The sequence below is a fragment of the Bacillus sp. SCT118 genome (assembly GCF_058566435.1).
Genome location: NZ_CP191225.1, coordinates 236,764 through 253,770, shown reverse-complemented (window position 1 = coordinate 253,770; position 17,007 = coordinate 236,764). Strand labels below are relative to the sequence as shown.

Below are 17,007 nucleotides of genomic sequence, written 5' to 3'. Positions count from 1 at the left end.
TCACCTTTGCTTTCTGCCGACGGTGAAAAATAAAATCGGCCCGATAATATTGATACATACGATGATTGCAGCCCACATCCACTTTGGCCCGTTCGTCCGCTCTTCTTTTATACAGCTGATGAGGGCAAACACCGCCAAAGCCAGCTGTAATACAATCAGCGGCAAAATCATTTCCCAAGAAATATTCATTGCTTGATCCCCCTTTTCTTCCGATCCGGCCTAATGACAAAAAAGTAATAACAAATCAGAGGCATCGGTGCTTGAATCAATCCGACAATCCCCCAAACCCATGCCATGCGATTACGTTTTTTCGCATCAATAAATAAAAAGATTCCCTGTGACAATACGACGAGACAAGCCGCAACCGTTATGACAATTTCTGTTTGTGTCATCTGCGTTTCACCTCACATTCGCCGAGATGCCTTTTTTTCTCAGCCGCAATCAAAATCGGCAGCACCGCAAGCACACAAACTTGAAGCACAATAAACACAGCAGGAGCTTGAGTGAATGCCAGGATTGCCGCACTCACAACCATCAGCGCACAGAATACAAATAAGACGATCTCTTTCATCAGTTTTTTTCTGCGTTCAGCTTTCATTTGTAACAGCTGGTAAAGCAGTTCTTTTTGATCTGGTATAGAGGGATTGGCTGTTTGATCAATTTTCTGCAATTCTGATTTGAAATGAATTGAAAGCTTTTCTTTATTCATCGTTCCACTCCTTTCTGATTTGCTGGAGCCCTTTATGAACTCTGGATTTTACAGTGCCTTCTTTGATTTGAAGCATCACTCCGATTTCGGCGTAGGTATAGCCGTAGTAATGCCTTAATAAAACTGGCGTGCGCAATTTAGGGTCCAGCTTTGAAAACAGATCAAGCGTCTCGCTCCATTCTGCCCCTTTCACTGACACGTCCCACTTAATCTTGCGGATTGTTTCCTCCGTAACTGTCTGATTCCGTTTCCATTCTCTCTTTCTCTTTTTCTGGTGATCGAGATAGAGCCGCGATGCAATGGAGATCAGCCATGTGGAGAATTTTGAACGGCCCTGAAAGCTTCTTAAATGGATGTACCCTTTCAGAAAGGTTTCCTGAACAAGTTCCTCGCTGAGATCAGGGTGAAGGGAAAGCTTTAACAAGTATTTATATAAGAAAGAATAGTGATAGTGGAAAAGGGCTGTAAACGCCTCGTCGTTTCCCTCTTTCGCCTGCTGGATCAGCCGCTGTTCTTCATGTGTATCCAATGACCGTGATCCCCCCTTTTTTGTTTTTCTGCCTTATGAGACGACACCGGATTCAAAAGCGTTCATCTTTTTTACAATTCTTTTCAGCCATTGACAGATCAAGCTTCCCGGCCGTTTGGCTGCATATCCTTATTTGTAAACCCCCTCATAGTCTGTTAAGCTATGACTTTATGTCGATTTCAAAAAAACATCCAATATGGAGGACGATGCATTGAAAGTAGAAAGGCGAACGATTGAATATATTCCGAATGAAGAAAGACATGGTAAAGCGAAAGATTTATTTCCCGTATGGTTCGGCGCTAATATGCATATCACCACGTTAGTGACTGGCACGATTCCCGTTGCAATGGGACTTAATCTGTTTTGGAGTGTTGCCGCTATTATTTGCGGAACCTTAATCGGTGCCATATTTATGGCGTCTCATTCCGCGCAAGGCCCTCAGCTTGGCATCCCGCAAATGATTCAAAGCCGTGCCCAATTCGGCGTAATCGGAGCGATTCTTCCCCTCTTCTTAGTCATGTTTATCTACCTTGGTTTCTTCGCAAGCAGCACGATTCTGGCGGCCGGAACCTTAAGCAGCTTTGTTCCCATCCCGGGATCATGGAGCATTATAGGCTTAAGCGCCGTATGTTTTTTACTCACCATTTTCGGCCATGATTTGATTCACAAAATGCAAAAAATCCTTTCTTGGACCTCTTTTGCTGTATTTTTTGCTGCAACGATTCTCATTTTTCAATTGCCGATTCCGGCAGGCAGCTGGATTCCCGGAGCGATTGATCTGCCAATTTTCTTGGTGGCAGTCAGCGCAGTTGCGACGTGGCAGCTTGCCTACGCGCCGTATGTTGCCGATTATTCAAGATATCTGCCAGTTAAAACACCGGCTTCAAAAACATTTTGGTACAGCTATGCAGGTACATCTGTCAGCTCCATCTGGATGATGCTGCTCGGCGCATTGCTGACAACCTCACTGCCTGACTTTACGGCAAACTCAGGCAGCCAGATTGTCCAATTGTTCGGTCCCTTCTCGTTTATTATGCTGATCATTGTGTTATTTGGGCAAATGGCGATCAATGTTTTTAACCTGTATGGGGCTTTCATGTCCACGACAACAACGCTGGAGCCGTTTCTGAAATTAAAAGTCACGCCCAAAGTCAGAATCATCATGATCCTGGGTGTCACGCTTGTCGGCACAGTCTTAAGCCTACTGGGACAGAGCAATTTTATGGAGCTGTTTTTGAATTTTATCTTTTTCATCAGTTATTTCTTAATTCCGTGGACGGCAATCAATTTAGTCGATTACTACTTCGTCCGCCACGGAAAGTATCAAGTCAAAGCCATGTTCGACGTAAACGGGCCTTATGGAAAGGTCAATTGGATCACCACAATTGCGTTCGTTCTGTCTATCTTGCTGGAAATTCCGTTTATCAACACAAGCTTTTACATCGGACCGCTTGCCAAAGTGTTTGGCGGCGGAGACATTGCATGGATTATCGGCTTGGCCGTGCCTTCTGTGCTTTACTATGTATTAATGAAACCGCGTCTGAAAAAACGGGCGGGGTATCAAGAAAAGCTGTCTTCTCTCTGAAGACAGCTTTTTTATCATTCAAATCGCTTCCACACGCGGGGCAGCATGTCAGATAGCTCATGAGCGAGCAGCGTATGAGCGGAGTGCTCGTCCGTCCAGAGCTCGGCGCACGCACCATGCAAATAGACCGCGTTTAATATGGCGTGCTTTGGATCTTCATGACAGCAGAGCATCCCCAATATCATGCCCGTCAGTGTGTCACCGGTGCCGCCCTTGGCGAGCGCCCCGTTTCCGGTTGGATTGAGCCAGCAGTCTCCATCAGGAAACGCGATGACGGTTTGGTTTCCTTTTAACACAATGACAGTCTGCAGCTGAGCCGCCCATTCCTTTGCATATTCCGCTCTTTTTTTCTGCAATTCGTTCACGGGCATCCCTGTCATTCGGGAAAACTCGCCCGGGTGCGGCGTGAGGATGACGGGTGCCTCCCGTTTCGGATATGTGCGCTTCTCCAGCGCTCCGGCATCCAAAATAACAGGACAATCAGCCGTAAGCACATGATCGACTGCCTGCTGTACGCTTTCCGTTTGCGGAAGGCCCGATCCGATGGCAATGGCCCGGTACGTCTCTTCAAGCTGAGCACCCGCCGCTTTTTTCCAGCCGTCACGCCAATAGGTCGCCTCGGGCAAAACAGGAACAATTAACGGGATTACGCTTTCTGATGTACCGATGACAAGCTTGCCGAGACCGCTCCGCATGGCCCCAAGCCCTGCAAGCAGCGCTGCCCCCGGCATGTCGTCACTTCCAGCCATCAGCAAAGCCGTACCGTACGTGCCTTTATGGCTCTCCGCATCTCTTTCAGGAAGCGTGGCCCTTACATGCTCTTCCGTCCAATATGCAACATTCATCTCTATCCCTCCTCTGCTTTCTTTTCCTATTTTTCCTGCATCTTTTCTTTTTCAAACAAAAAAAGACAGCCTTTTAGGGCTGTCTTAGATTGTTGATAAAATCATAAAATGGTTTTCATTTTATGATTATGTCATCTATTCAGCGTGATTGAAAACCCTTGAAGTCTAGGAAGGGCGAGCATCGGAGCAGACTTTCACAGGATGTGATGACAGCGGTGTTTGGGCAGGACGCCTAAGCATTTAGCCGCTGTTCCTTAGTCATTCGTGAGCACCAACGCGCAGGACTGACAACGAATGCGAGGGTTTGTCGACACGATGAAAGACAGCCTCATGGGCTGTCTTCTATTTTACAGGAACATCAAGGTGATACAGGCGGCTGTACCGTTCGTTTGCCGCCAGAAGCTCCTCATGCGTTCCTTCCATTTCCGTTTTTCCGTTTTCGAGAAACACGATTTTATCAGCCGCTTCCACTCCCGCGAGATGGTGCGTAATCCATAGAATCGTTTTTCCTTTCAGCACCTCAAACACCGTTTCCATCAATTCACGTTCGGTAATAGGATCGAGGCCGACTGTTGGCTCATCGAGGATGATGATCGGTGTATCCTGCAGCAAAATCCTCGCAAGTGCGATCCGCTGGCGCTCTCCACCGGAAAAACGGATGCCGGTTTCTTGTACAGAGGTATGATATCCGTCAGGCAATGACTCAATATAGTCATGCAGCTTAACCTGCTTTGCGGCGCGGCGCACATCCTCGTCGCTTGCATCTCCGTTTCCGAGCCTGATGTTGTTCAAAATACTTGTATCAAACAGGTGCGGTTTTTGATTTAACACGGCCACCGCATCCGCAATCTGATCCTTTAGCAGCGCTGTCTCCACTCCGTTTAACGTTACAGAACCGGAGTCTGGCTTCAAGGCTCCTTCGATTAATGCAAGCGATGTTGATTTCCCAGAGCCGCTTCGGCCGAGCAGCGCCATTTTTTCTCCTTGGCGCAGCGTAAAGGAAAAGTTGTCAAGCACTTTGCTGCTGTTGTCATAAGAAAACGTCACATCACGAAAGGCCAAGGTGACATCTTGAAGATCGAGCATTTGATCCCCTGATTCAGTTTGTGATGCCTCCGGCTGAGGAGTCACCCTGTTCATTCGTTTGATAGAATCCTGATAGCCCGGCACTTCGCCTAAAGCATCGGAAAGCGGTAAAAAGGCTTCCGTCAACGGAAACACCACTAACACAAAAGCGGCAATCATCGTTTTAGCGAGCTCGCCGTCCGCTTGCTGTCCCGCTGTCCAAAACAGCATCAGCAAAATAAGGCCGGCGACAAGGCATTGCGCAGCAAAATCCCGCCATCTCGTAAAGCATTGCTTTTTCCGTTCAAGCTCAAACCAATCATGTTCCTCTTTTTCATAGGAATCAATAAACGCATGCCGGCGTCCGCTGAACATCCAGTCGCTGACACCCATCACAGCATCTGTCAGACGGCTGTACAGCACATTCCGTCCGCTTTTCAGCTTCGCATTCTTCGCTCTCGTCACGAGCAAAGACACAACCGGAAACAATACAACAAGAACAAACAAATAAAGCGCAAACAATATGGCAAACGGCCAAGAGAAGAAGCCGAGCGCTATCACTGAGACAGCATACAGGAGCAAGGCTGAGATCGCAGGAAAAATCGTTTTTAAGAAAGCATCCTGCAAATGCTCAATATCCTCAGACAAAATACCGAGCATATCCCCCGTGCGAAAACGGGAACGCAGCATCAAAGCACCCGGCTCAAGCATATTGTAAAGGCGGACGCGCATGTCGGATACGATTTTCAAAATAATGTGATGCCCGACGAGCCGTTCCACATATCGCGATACAGAGCGCGCAATCCCAAAGGTGCGCACAGCGACAATCGGCACATAAATGAGCAGGATGTTTTCCGGCCTTGTCGCCGCCTTAGAGATCAAAAAACCCGAGGTGAACATGAGAAAAGCAGCAGAAAAAATCGTCACCGCGCCCAAAAAGATAACCAGAACAAACAGGCGGGCATTTTGCTTGATATACGGCAAAATCCATTCTTCTTTCTTCATGCTCTTTCCCCCAGTTGTGCCTTCACGAGTTTGGTATACACACCGTTTTTCGCCAGCAATTCATCGTGAGTCCCGACTTCCGCAACCCTGCCTCCGTCCAGCACGATAATTTCGTCCATATCGAGCATCCAGTGAAGGCGGTGAGTCGCGAGAAAGACGAGCTTATCCTCAAATAAATCCAGCATCGTTTCTTTTATTTCATATTCTGTTTCGATATCAAGATGGGCGGTCGGCTCATCCAGCAGCAGGATCGGACGGTTTCCCAAAAAGGCGCGGGCCAGCGCGACACGCTGTGCCTGGCCGCCGCTGAGCGCCTGGCCGCCTTCCCCGATCCGCCCCTCTAATCCTTCAGGAAGGCTATCCACCAGCTCCGCCAGTCCCGCCGCAGCAGCAGCACGGGCTGTATCCTCTGCCGAAGCGCTTGGATGGTAGAAGCGAATGTTGTTCCCAAGCTTTTCATCAAAAATGTACGGATGCTGAGGGATGTAAAGAAGGTTCTTCTGCCAGCTGCCGTCCTGCAAATGGGACCGGCTTGTACCATTAACCTCAATCATCCCGCCATCCGGCTCTAAAAATCCGCCGAGAATATCAATTAATGTTGATTTTCCTGCGCCGCTTGCACCGATAATGCCGATTTTTTTCTTGCCTTTGAATGAGAGATGAATATCAGACACCGAACGGCCGACTGACACGCCTGACAGCTTCAGCTCATCCTGATCGGACCAAGCCTCAAGCTGAAGCGGCGTCTCTTCTTTAAAACCAGGCTGTGACAAAATCTCTTGAATGGTTTTTCCTGCTTCCTGGCCGTTCAGCGTTGCATGATAATCATTCCCCACTTCCCGCACCGGCAAAAAATACTCAGGTGCCAGAATAAGCGCCGTTAAAGCAGGGCCAAGCAAAATATCGCCGTCAATAAGGCGCAGGCCCAGAAATACTGCGACTGTCGCCACCGACAGCATCGTGAAAAAATCGAGGGCGAATGATGACAAAAACGCCACCCGGAGTGTGCTCATCGTTGCCTTGCGATACCGCTCACTCACATAGAAAATATTTTTGCTGTGTGACTTGCTCAAACCTAGGAAACGCAATGTCTCCAGCCCGCGAAGAGAATCAACAAAATGATTGGAAAGTCTCTGATAGGATTTCCACTGACGATCCGCTTTTCTCTGCGCGACAAGGCCGAGGAGAATCATAAAGATGATCAGAATCGGCATAGCAGCGACTAAAATGATGGCTGATGTCTGATCCTGAAAAAACACATAAATGACAACTGCCGCAGGCACAATCGCCATGCTGACCATTTTCGGCAAAAACAGTTCAAGGTAACGGCGGAACTGGATGATGCCTTCCATCGCCAGCGTCACCATTTGCCCCGTCCCCTCTTTCTTTGCAAAGCGGGGGCCTAAGCGGAACAGCTGATCGAGAAAGCTTTTCCTCAAATCAGCTCCCGTCCGGGCGGCATAATGATAGACGATTTTCTGACGCGCCACTGTCACCCCGTGCCGCGCGACAAAAGCGATGAGGAAAAAGCCGATCACCGGAAACAGGGAGGCAATGCTCTTCCCGTTGAAAAGCCCGGTTACAGCTTCACTCAGCCACTCTGCCTGCATGATAATAGCGGCTGTCTGAATCAGCGTTAAGCAAGTAATCACGGTGAGAATCCGCTTCATTCCTTTATATCGAAACAGGTCTTTTCCCATTAATAAGTCATAGGCTCCTTATGACTGACGCGCTTCCGGAAGACATAATAGCTCCAGATCTGGCTGCCGATGACGAACGGCAATAGCGTTAATGCTGCAATTGACATGACTTTAAGCGAATAATCTCCGGAAGAAGCGTTAGCTACTGTTAAATCGAACGCGCTTTGAATCGAGCTGACCATTACGCGAGGGAATAGGGAAATAAAGATCATTCCCACGGTCAGCGCCAGACCAGCACCTGTCATCGCAAATGTCCAGCCGTCTTTTTTCTTACGAATAAATACAGCCGCGAACATAAAGCAGATGACAATCAAAACAGTGAGCGGAATGGTAATCTCGCCGCGGCGTGTAAACATGTCTGTCTGATACGCAGAAAGGGCCGCGAAGGCAAGAACCGCTACAAAAACAACACCCATTATCTTTTGCGCCATTTTCCGGGCGCGGTTTTGCAAATCACCAATCGTACGCAGCGTGATAAACATTAATCCATGCTGGAAGCAAAGAAGTGTTACCGTCACACCGCCAAGTATAGAATATACATTGATATAATCAGATACATGTGCGTGAATGTTCATGTCGGCATCAATCGGCATCCCGCGGAATAATGTCGTGAACAGCACACCAAGCACAAACGGAGGAATCAGACTGCCGAAGAAAACGACCCAGTCCCAAACCTTTACCCATTTTAAATGATCCACCTTGCCGCGGAACTCAAACGCGACCCCGCGGCCCATTAACGCAAGCAGCACTATGACAAACGGAATGTAATAACCGCTCAGCATCGTTGCATACCAGTTTGGGAATGCCGCGAAAATGGCGCCTGCGCCAGTCAAAAGCCACACTTCATTCGCGTCCCAGAACGGCCCGATCGTGTTGATCAGCACTCTGCGTTCTAATTCATTATGGCCAAGAAAACGGGTCGCCATGCCGACCCCGAAATCAAAGCCCTCCAAAAAGAAGAATCCTACAAACAATACAGCAACGAGTATAAACCAAAGATCATGAAGAGATGCCATGGTATACCTCCTGACTAAATGGATCTGTTGATACAGGCACATCATGATGATTATCATGCTCCGCACCTTTTTTAATCTCACGGATAAACAAGAAGACAAGCAGCGCGCCCAGAATCATGTACATCACACCGAATGCGATGATTGAGAATAACAAGGAACCCGCAGTTACGTTAGGCGACACAGATTGAGCCGTTGTCATCAAGCCCATAACCGTCCAAGGCTGACGTCCGATTTCTGTCATAATCCAGCCCGCGGAGTTCGCAAGAAACGGGAAGGAAATCAACGCGATCATGATGCGCAAATACCATTTGCTGTTTTCAAGCTTTTTGCGGCGGTTCAGCCAGAGGCCGCCTAACGCAGCAAGAATCATGACAACGCCTGCGCCAACCATGATGCGGAAGCTCCAGAATGTCGTTTTCACTGGCGGAATGTAGTCGCCTTTTCCGTATATTTTTTCGTACTCAGCCTGAAGGGTTTTCATCCCTTTGACACTTCCGCTGAATTTCTGATAAGCCAAGTAGCTCAAGGCATAAGGAACTTTGATTTCATTTGAGCTTTTTTCATTTTTTGTATCGATCGTCGCAAAAGCGGTCCAAGCAGCAGGGTCACCGCTGTCTTCCCATAGGCCTTCACTGGCAGCCATTTTCATCGGCTGTGATTCCATCAAGTGCTCAGCCTGCATGTGTCCGCTAAGGCCGACGCCAAGACCGGCACAAAGGCCGACGATCATTGCGAGTTTAAAAGATTGTTTAAAGAACGGCACTTCTTTTTTCTTCAGCAGTTTAAAAGCACTCACTCCGGCAATAAAGAAAGCTCCAGTGGCAAGCGCACCGAAAATGACGTGCGGGAATTCAACCCAGAGCTGAGGGTTTGTAATCAACGCGCCAAAATCATTCATTTCCGCGCGGCCGTTTTTAATCGTAAAGCCGACCGGCTCCTGCATAAAGGAGTTTGCTGTTAAAATCCAGAAAGATGACATGATCGTTCCGAATGATACGAGCCATATGCAGAGAGCGTGAATTTTCTTCGGCAGGCGGTCCCAGCCAAAAATCCATAATCCGATAAAAATAGATTCCATGAAAAACGCCAATAATGCTTCAATCGCAAGCGGAGCGCCAAATACATCTCCGACAAAACGGGAGTAATCAGACCAGTTCAGTCCAAACTGGAATTCTTGCAGAATCCCCGTTACAACACCGACTGCGAAATTTATTAAGAATAAGTGTCCCCAAAACTTTGCCATTTTGAGATACAGCTCATTTTTCTTTACAAGATAAAGAGTCTCCATCAACGCAACCATAAACACAAGCCCGATAGACATCGGCACAAACAAGAAGTGAAACAACGTTGTTGATGCAAATTGTATGCGGGCTAATACCAATTCACTCATGCTTTCTCCTCCATTTCCGGTTGAAACTGTTAATTTGCTCACTACTTCACAAATAGAACCAAAACTTTGATCAGCAATTCACAAAATAGACGAAAAAAATATTGCTCAATATTTCACAAATGTGTCAAAAAGTCGTTCAATATGATGCAAGATTGCTAGACTGACCAAATGACACAATCTCTGACTGGTTCATATTAAGTACTTTACAACGATTCATTTCAAAAATAAAGCCTAAAATACCTAAAAAGTCCCGCGCTATGTGACGGATTTTTGTCTATTTTGTTGCTTATTTATGTCGGCTGCTAGGATAAATGACCCTTTATTATCGTACATCAACACATCGTTCCTTGCGAACAAAATGCTTGCCCCGCACCAGCACTCGATTCCCAGCATTCCGTCATAAACCGATTTTAGTCAGAATGCCTCTTTCCAACTAAAACGGCAAGTGGAGAAAAGTTGAATAGTAAATTTTTAATATATTAATAATTTCAATTTTTTAGTATACTTAACATAGTGAACAATTTCACTGCATCAAGAATAGGGGAGGTTTTTCAATGGGAGAGCTTCAAACACACATGCAATTGCAAACGGATACAATTCACGAAGGGGTTCGAAAAGAGAATTGGTTTGCGAAAGCCATGAATATAAAAGTAGGCATCATACCGCTTCCTGTGTATGCCTTGCTGTTTATATTAATCACTGTTTTTGTTATGCATCACGATGTAAAAAGTGACATTTTGACATCCATCGCCGTCATGGCGTTTTTCGGGTTTACCTTTGCCCAAATCGGCAAATCGATACCGATAGTTCGTTCTATCGGCGGCCCAGCCATCCTAGCTACTTTTATTCCGTCCGCTATCGTGTACTATCACCTGCTGCCTAATGATATCGTCAAATCCACCACAGAATTTACAGAAAACTCAAACTTTCTATATTTGTTTATCGCCGGTATTGTCGTCGGAAGCATTCTCGGCATGAAAAGAGAAACACTCGTAAAAGCATTCATGAAAATCTTTATTCCGCTTATTGTCGGTTCTGTCACAGCCGCTATTGTCGGACTGGCTGTCGGGACATTGCTCGGACTCGGATTTCAGCATACCCTGCTGTACATTGTCATTCCGATCATGGCTGGAGGAGTCGGAGAAGGCGCTATCCCGCTGTCCATCGGATATTCTGACATCATGCCCATTTCTCAAGGGGAAGCGTTTGCACTTGTTCTGCCATCGATTATGCTGGGCAGCCTGTGCGCGATTATTCTAGCGGGATTGCTGAACCGCATCGGAAAGAAAAAACCGGAATGGACAGGCAACGGCAAAGTGGACCGCTCCGAAGAAGAGTCCCCTGCGCTGGAGGAATCACAAAGCGGACAGCAAATGTTCAACCTTTCTTTATTTGCGTCAGGCGGTATCCTTGCTGTTTCTTTATACTTAGTCGGCATGCTCGCTCACGATTTTTTCGGTTTTCCGGCACCCGTTGCCATGCTGTTACTGGCTGTTCTAATCAAGCTGTTCAGATTGGTGCCTGCCTCAATTGAAAATGGCGCGTTTGGAGTGTCCCGCTTTTTTTCAACAGCTGTGACCTACCCGCTTCTCTTTGCAATTGGGGTATCCATGACGCCGTGGGACAAGCTTGTCGCCGCTTTTAACCTCAGCAATATTATTACGATTCTGTCTGTCGTTGTGACCATGATGGCCGTTGGCTTCTTCACTGGAAAATGGCTGAACATGTATCCGATTGAAACCGCCATTATCAATGCGTGCCATTCTGGGCAAGGCGGCACCGGTGACGTTGCCATTTTAAGCGCCGCTGAAAGGCTTGAACTAATGCCTTTCGCCCAAGTGTCTACCCGCATCGGGGGCGCGATTACAGTATCCTTAACCTTATTGCTGCTTCACCAGTTTTATTGATCCCCGCAAGCAAGTTCTTCGTCAAACGAAAGAGCTTGCTTTTTTGCATGTCCATGTTTTTGCAAGTTCCCGCCTCATGCTATAGTAATAGTTGGAAATACTAGATAGAAAGGAATATGGCATGCCTATGGGAACTCATCTATTTCTCTATATGCTACTCGGGCTGGGATTTTATTTGATATCAGCCCTGGCAGCAAAACTCATTCCGGCCGTAGACTTCTGGATTGATATTGTTCTTTGGGTCGGCGCTGCAGTTTACATCTTCTCTCATCTCTCATTCATGGACGGCATTATCTCAATCGCGACAATGTTCTTCTGCTATTGGACCGCAATGGATCTCATTGTTTCAGAGCGTGTGGAAAAACCTTCGGGAGACTGGCAGGAAATTGAGCTGGCCAGAAACAAAACACGTCTCCTGTCAGACATTACGCTGACCGCCATTGTGTTTGCAGGGGCTGTTATTTTTTTCATCTATGGACCTGACACAAGCCCTCTCAAATATGTGATCCTTCTCGGCATGATCTCCGGCGGAGGGGCACTGGTGAAGCGTATACTGAATGTTTTCAGCGTAAAGGTTTTTTATTCAGCTGCCTTAGAAAAATTGCATATCAGCTCACACTATGAAACCCGTACATACCCGCTTTCCGATTTGAAGGACATTCAGCTTGAATCAACGGCAGATCTCTTAAAGCTCCATCCGCTACTGACGATGTATTCATCCCGTTTAGATTTGACAACAAGCTTTCAGCAAGTCATTAAACTGTCTCTTCCCGGCGAAACACTGTTTCTGACGGTGAAGGAACCGCAAAAATGGAAAACAATTCTCCAGGAATACACAGATGCAGAAAACGATGTGGACAATGTGATTTCTGTTTTGCCATTTTATCATAGAAAAAATGTGAAGCGGCTGCTCGGGAAGCTTTATTTTGCCGCCAGCGTAAAAGGGGTATCCGCTTACGCCTTATTGGTGCTCGCGTTATACGCATTACATGCCTCTCCATGGGTCATGGCTGTTGCCGTAATCCTGTATTGGGTATTCAACATGTATATGTCAGACCGTGTGTTGCGGGCGGCGATGGACGCCAAGCCTTGTCATCATCCGCATGTACAGGCAGCGGCCGATAAGATTTTCCGATCGGCCGGCATTTCCCATGTCCGCATATACGAAACGGAGAGTGATGATTACAACGGAATGGCAGTAGGCATGAATGTCGGGAGGTCAATGGTCATCCTGACAAGCGCCACACTAACACTTCCACAGCGTGTTATCGAAGGCATTCTGGCCCATGAGGCAATTCATATCAAAAAACGTGACGTTCTGTCATCACAGCTTTTGCGTTTTCTATTTCTTGGAGCTGTCGTTGGGATTTTCCTCTTGTTTGAGCAGCATATCACCCATTCCGAGGCCCACAAAATTGCGCTTTGGGCTTTCATTATGGCAATCATTATCCTGTTCCAGCTCTATCAATCCTTTTGTTCACAATGGATGGAGGTGCGTGCTGACAACCTTGGCGCATCATTGCTGGAGGGCGGTTACAAACAAATGGCTGAAGCCTTGAGAATCTTGGCGGTTCGGCAGGATGAGGACATACAGAAACAAAGTGCCTACAGCTCTGAAACAGGTGAAGACGAGCTTCAAATTGACTCTCTCACCCGTGATAAAAGCTGGTTTTTCAGATTGATTGATTTTCAGTTCGCTCCTCATCCCCCTATGTATTGGCGTGTCGGCACTTTATTGTCAAACAAAGGACATGGGGTGCTAAAGCGCTGGCTCAGAGACCGACTGAAAGAATCGATCACTTTGAAATGAAACCGGTCAGCGTTTCATCCGTATAACAGATATGGTGAAAAAAGGGAGTGACCAGAAGTGATAGTGATCTTATTGATAATAGCTATTATTGTTTTTCTTTCAGTCATTCAGCCGCAGTCATCGGAAAATAAAAGCCGCCAGCAGGCGGACAGCGGGTATTTCGGTTATTCAGATCATAGCTCGCACCATGATGGATGCGGCAGTGACGGAGGTTTCAGCGATTCCGGCTGTGGCGGCGGAGGGGGCGGCGATTAAACGCCGCCTTTTTTTATTTCATTGATTCGATGTACGCACCAAAAGCCGAGCCCGACATGCCTGGGGACACGCGCACACGATGGAGGGCATACATTCCCTGGTCTCTCGAAGCCGCGCCCGGTTCTGTCGTCACGCCCATTTGATAGCCTGTTTTTTCAGCGGCCTTCAGCGTCTCCTCATTGTAGCGCCCTACCGGATAGCTGATGATGGTGGTTTGCTGATGAAACATGTTGTCAAACAGCTTTTTCGAATCAGCCATCTCACTTTGCTGCTGTTGAGGCGTTAATCCGTTCAGTTCAAGGTGGTCAATCGTATGGCTTTCAATCGATATGCCGTGCTGTGCCATTTCCTTCATTTGTTCCTCTGTCAGATGGTGCTTATGTCCGATCGATTTGCCGATCATAAAAATCGTTGCCTTCATCCCGTACTTTTTCAGCACCGGATACGCATCTTGATAATTGTCGGTGTACCCGTCATCAAATGTGATCAGCACGCACTTCTCACTCGGTTTTTTATCCTGCGTCAGCATGAGATACGCCTCTTTCGGCGTTAATGTCTGATAGCCGTTATCATGAAGCCACTTCATATGCGCCTCGAATTCTTTTTTTGGCACACGGAGGCTGTTTCCTGAAGAAATGCTGTGGTACATCAAAATCGGCAGCTTTGCCGGTTTCTCTGTTTTGATCCATGCGGATGTATCGTCTTCTTTTTTCTGAACTTGTACTGCCTTTTTTTCCGGTTTCTTTTGTTCCGCTTTTGGCATCGGCTGCTCTGCATTCGCCTCTTGATCAGCGCAAGCCGCAAGCGCCAAACAGCTGCCCAAAAGAAAGACGCTTAAAAACAATCGTTTCATCGTTCTCCTGCTTTCTGTCTATTTCTTCCTCCTTTTTCATCGGTTTGATTCTGAGATTTTCAATAGCAAAAAACCGGACATCCCCATGTCCGGTTTTTTTGATCTTATCGAATTCTCACTTCTGTCTCACTGTCAAAGAAATGGCCTTTGTTCATATCAAATGCGACCGTCAGCTCATCGCCCGATTGAATATCGAGGCGGGCGTCGATCCGCGCAATAAAGTCTTGGTTGTCGATCTGCGAATAAATCATGATTTCAGAACCGAGCAGCTCTGCAACATTGATTTTCGCCTTAATCGAAGAGTTCTTATATGATTCCACGACAATCAATTCATCATGTATATCCTCAGGACGGATGCCGAAGATGACCTCTTTGCCGATGTAGCCTTTTTCACGCAGCACTTTCATTTTTCCTTCCGGGACGGTTAATGCCGCAGAACCGATTTTGATTAAGCCATCCGTGAGCTTTCCTTTGAAAAAGTTCATCGCCGGTGATCCGATAAACCCGCCGACAAAGACGTTTTCAGGGAATTCATAAACATCCTTCGGCGTCCCGATCTGCTGAATTTTCCCATCTTTCATGACTACGATCCGTGTCGCCATCGTCAGCGCTTCTGTCTGGTCATGCGTCACATAAATCGTAGTAGTCTGCAGTCTCTGGTGGAGCTTAATGATTTCCGCCCGCATTTGCACCCTCAGCTTCGCATCCAGGTTTGACAAAGGCTCATCCATCAGGAACACCTTTGCATCCCGCACGATTGCCCGGCCCAGCGCAACCCGCTGTCTCTGTCCGCCTGACAGCGCTTTCGGTTTACGGTGCAAATATTCCTCCAGCCCGAGAATTTTAGCAGCTTCCTCTACTCTTTTTTTGATTTCAGGCTTCGGCATTTTCCGAAGCTTGAGCCCGAACGCGATATTATCGTAGACCGTCATATGCGGATAGAGCGCGTAGTTCTGAAATACCATCGCGATATCCCTGTCCTTTGGCGCTACATCATTGACCCGTTTTCCTTCAATATAAAAATCGCCTTTCGAAATTTCTTCAAGTCCTGCGACCATTCGCAGCGTCGTTGATTTCCCGCAGCCGGACGGGCCGACGAATACGATAAATTCCTTATCGGCAATATGAAGGTTAAAGTCATCAACCGCCGGTTCCTTTTGATCATAAAATTTATAAATGTGCTCCATCCGCAATTCAGCCATCTAACATCCCCCTTTGTTATTGTAAACGCTTTCTTATATTGAGTGTAACAGCAATTTCCTCTCGCTAAAATGGGCAGCGTTCATAAAATCACCCAGCCATTTTTCGTGCATATTTCCAATTTATTCTGAACTTTCATTTTGCAGGCAGATAAAATAGGCAAGAAGCGCGCCTTTGTACGATTTGATATCTATCCCTGACCGCTCAATAAATTTATCAATCCGATATTGCAGGCTGTTGCGATGCAGATGCAGCTTTTTCGCTGTTAATGTGACGTTTGAGTTGTTTTCAATAAACAGCTTAATGGTCTTCCTTAGCTCAGCTTCACTTCCAAATAAAAGCTCAGCTTCTTCAGAGAGCAGCGTTTCCAGTTTATCTTTTTCTGTTTCTAATAATAGAAAAGGAAAGATCATCTCAAAGGTCACACTCTGCACCTGAGGCAGCCGTTTTTCAGCAAACAGGAAATACGCTTGTTCACGAGCGAAATGTTTTCGCAGACACTCATCCGGCTCGTAAAATCTTCCGGCGTAAAAACGGACACTGAAGTAGAAATCACTTTCAAGAACCTTTGCGAGCGATTCCAGTTCGTCCTTCTCCGCCGCCGCTTCACTTTCCTGCTCGACAATCACGCCTCTGTCCTCATGGATCCACACAATCACAAAAGACACCGGCCAAAAATGGCGAACCGCTTCCGTAAAGGACGTCCTTTCTATTTTGCCGAATAAATGAAAGTGAACAAATCTCGTCCGTTTCTTTATGTACGCCGGCAATTCCCCTCTGGAAAAAAGGAACGAAAACCACTTGTTTTCCTCAGGTGATTTCATAGACATTTGATTGCCCTCATCCGCAGGCGTCAAAAATGCCTGCAGCACCAATACTTCTTTTTCACTGATCTCTGTTTTTGGAATGGAGATATATCTCTGATTGCTCTCATCAAAAAAACATAGACAGCCTTCCCTTATGCAAAGCCCCTCAGACACAATCGAACCGGGATAAATAGCCAGCAGCGATTTCATAGAGTCTCCTCTCTTATGTAAGGATCTGTATATTCAGTATAAGGCGAAACACACATGTTCTCCACTAAAAAAGAGTATATCCGGTATAGATAGACGAGAAACTGAAAGAAAAACCTCATTCG

Annotated in this window: 16 protein-coding genes; 4 read left to right on the top strand and 12 right to left on the bottom strand. The window is 46.8% G+C overall.

What is annotated here, in order from left to right; all coding sequences use genetic code 11:
- From yxlE to sigY, 4 genes are read right to left on the bottom strand one after another with little or no spacing between them, the layout of a single operon-like run.
- Positions 1 to 189 carry a sigma Y negative regulator YxlE gene (gene yxlE / locus ACQVGT_RS01285; RefSeq protein WP_003227293.1) on the bottom strand — a complete coding sequence of 63 codons (189 nt, stop codon included), beginning with the start codon at positions 187 to 189 and terminating at the stop codon, positions 1 to 3.
- Positions 186 to 392 (bottom strand): sigma Y negative regulator YxlD, encoded by a 207-nt coding sequence (gene yxlD / locus ACQVGT_RS01280; protein ID WP_015385026.1) that lies wholly within the window; start codon positions 390 to 392, stop codon positions 186 to 188. The genes yxlE and yxlD overlap by 4 nt, the downstream gene beginning before the upstream one ends.
- Complete coding sequence (locus ACQVGT_RS01275) at positions 389 to 709, bottom strand: YxlC family protein (protein ID WP_015385027.1); 321 nt, start codon at positions 707 to 709, stop codon at positions 389 to 391. Before ACQVGT_RS01275 ends, yxlD begins: the two co-directional genes overlap by 4 nt.
- Positions 702 to 1,238: an RNA polymerase sigma factor SigY gene (gene sigY / locus ACQVGT_RS01270; RefSeq protein ID WP_015385028.1), complete on the bottom strand. Its 537-nt coding sequence runs from the start codon at positions 1,236 to 1,238 to the stop codon at positions 702 to 704. Before sigY ends, ACQVGT_RS01275 begins: the two co-directional genes overlap by 8 nt.
- 211 nt (positions 1,239 to 1,449) lie before the next feature.
- On the opposite strand from sigY, the gene ACQVGT_RS01265 reads away from it, so the two are divergent.
- A complete protein-coding gene (locus ACQVGT_RS01265) occupies positions 1,450 to 2,823 on the top strand; it encodes a cytosine permease (RefSeq protein ID WP_015483889.1) in 1,374 nt (457 codons plus the stop codon).
- Positions 2,824 to 2,837: 14 nt separating this feature from the next.
- Here ACQVGT_RS01265 and ACQVGT_RS01260 read toward each other — a convergent pair whose 3' ends face one another.
- The 5 genes from ACQVGT_RS01260 to cydA form a co-directional block, all read right to left on the bottom strand.
- Entirely contained in the window at positions 2,838 to 3,668 is an 831-nt protein-coding gene (locus ACQVGT_RS01260; RefSeq protein WP_015385030.1) for an NAD(P)H-hydrate dehydratase, read from the bottom strand.
- A gap of 342 nt (positions 3,669 to 4,010) precedes the next feature.
- Entirely contained in the window at positions 4,011 to 5,738 is a 1,728-nt protein-coding gene (cydC, locus tag ACQVGT_RS01255) for a thiol reductant ABC exporter subunit CydC (RefSeq protein WP_015385031.1), read from the bottom strand.
- The gene (cydD, locus tag ACQVGT_RS01250) at positions 5,735 to 7,438 is read right to left on the bottom strand and encodes a thiol reductant ABC exporter subunit CydD (protein WP_015483890.1); all 1,704 of its coding nucleotides are present in this window, start codon (positions 7,436 to 7,438) and stop codon (positions 5,735 to 5,737) included. Before cydD ends, cydC begins: the two co-directional genes overlap by 4 nt.
- The gene (gene cydB / locus ACQVGT_RS01245) at positions 7,438 to 8,454 is read right to left on the bottom strand and encodes a cytochrome d ubiquinol oxidase subunit II (protein ID WP_015385033.1); all 1,017 of its coding nucleotides are present in this window, start codon (positions 8,452 to 8,454) and stop codon (positions 7,438 to 7,440) included. Before cydB ends, cydD begins: the two co-directional genes overlap by 1 nt.
- On the bottom strand, positions 8,438 to 9,844 hold the full coding sequence (gene cydA / locus ACQVGT_RS01240) for a cytochrome ubiquinol oxidase subunit I (RefSeq protein ID WP_003243795.1): 1,407 nt from the start codon (positions 9,842 to 9,844) through the stop codon (positions 8,438 to 8,440). Before cydA ends, cydB begins: the two co-directional genes overlap by 17 nt.
- Before the next feature lie 554 nt (positions 9,845 to 10,398).
- On the opposite strand from cydA, the gene cimH reads away from it, so the two are divergent.
- From cimH to ACQVGT_RS01225, 3 genes are all read left to right on the top strand, one after another.
- Positions 10,399 to 11,751, top strand: a complete 1,353-nt coding sequence (gene cimH / locus ACQVGT_RS01235; RefSeq protein WP_046340289.1) for a citrate/malate transporter CimH — start codon at positions 10,399 to 10,401, stop codon at positions 11,749 to 11,751.
- Between the two features lie 121 nt (positions 11,752 to 11,872).
- Positions 11,873 to 13,561 carry a M56 family metallopeptidase gene (locus tag ACQVGT_RS01230; protein ID WP_080341615.1) on the top strand — a complete coding sequence of 563 codons (1,689 nt, stop codon included), beginning with the start codon at positions 11,873 to 11,875 and terminating at the stop codon, positions 13,559 to 13,561.
- Positions 13,562 to 13,618: 57 nt separating this feature from the next.
- The gene (locus tag ACQVGT_RS01225; protein WP_041520077.1) at positions 13,619 to 13,816 is read left to right on the top strand and encodes a hypothetical protein; all 198 of its coding nucleotides are present in this window, start codon (positions 13,619 to 13,621) and stop codon (positions 13,814 to 13,816) included.
- A 13-nt stretch (positions 13,817 to 13,829) separates the two neighbouring features.
- Here the strand turns inward: ACQVGT_RS01225 and ACQVGT_RS01220 are convergent, their stop codons facing one another.
- From ACQVGT_RS01220 to ACQVGT_RS01210, 3 genes are all read right to left on the bottom strand, one after another.
- Positions 13,830 to 14,669 carry a polysaccharide deacetylase family protein gene (locus ACQVGT_RS01220; protein ID WP_038829093.1) on the bottom strand — a complete coding sequence of 280 codons (840 nt, stop codon included), beginning with the start codon at positions 14,667 to 14,669 and terminating at the stop codon, positions 13,830 to 13,832.
- Between the two features lie 104 nt (positions 14,670 to 14,773).
- The gene (msmX, locus tag ACQVGT_RS01215) at positions 14,774 to 15,871 is read right to left on the bottom strand and encodes a maltodextrin ABC transporter ATP-binding protein MsmX (RefSeq protein ID WP_003242648.1); all 1,098 of its coding nucleotides are present in this window, start codon (positions 15,869 to 15,871) and stop codon (positions 14,774 to 14,776) included.
- A 120-nt stretch (positions 15,872 to 15,991) separates the two neighbouring features.
- Complete coding sequence (locus ACQVGT_RS01210; protein WP_015385040.1) at positions 15,992 to 16,885, bottom strand: PucR family transcriptional regulator; 894 nt, start codon at positions 16,883 to 16,885, stop codon at positions 15,992 to 15,994.
- Positions 16,886 to 17,007: the final 122 nt, after the last annotated feature.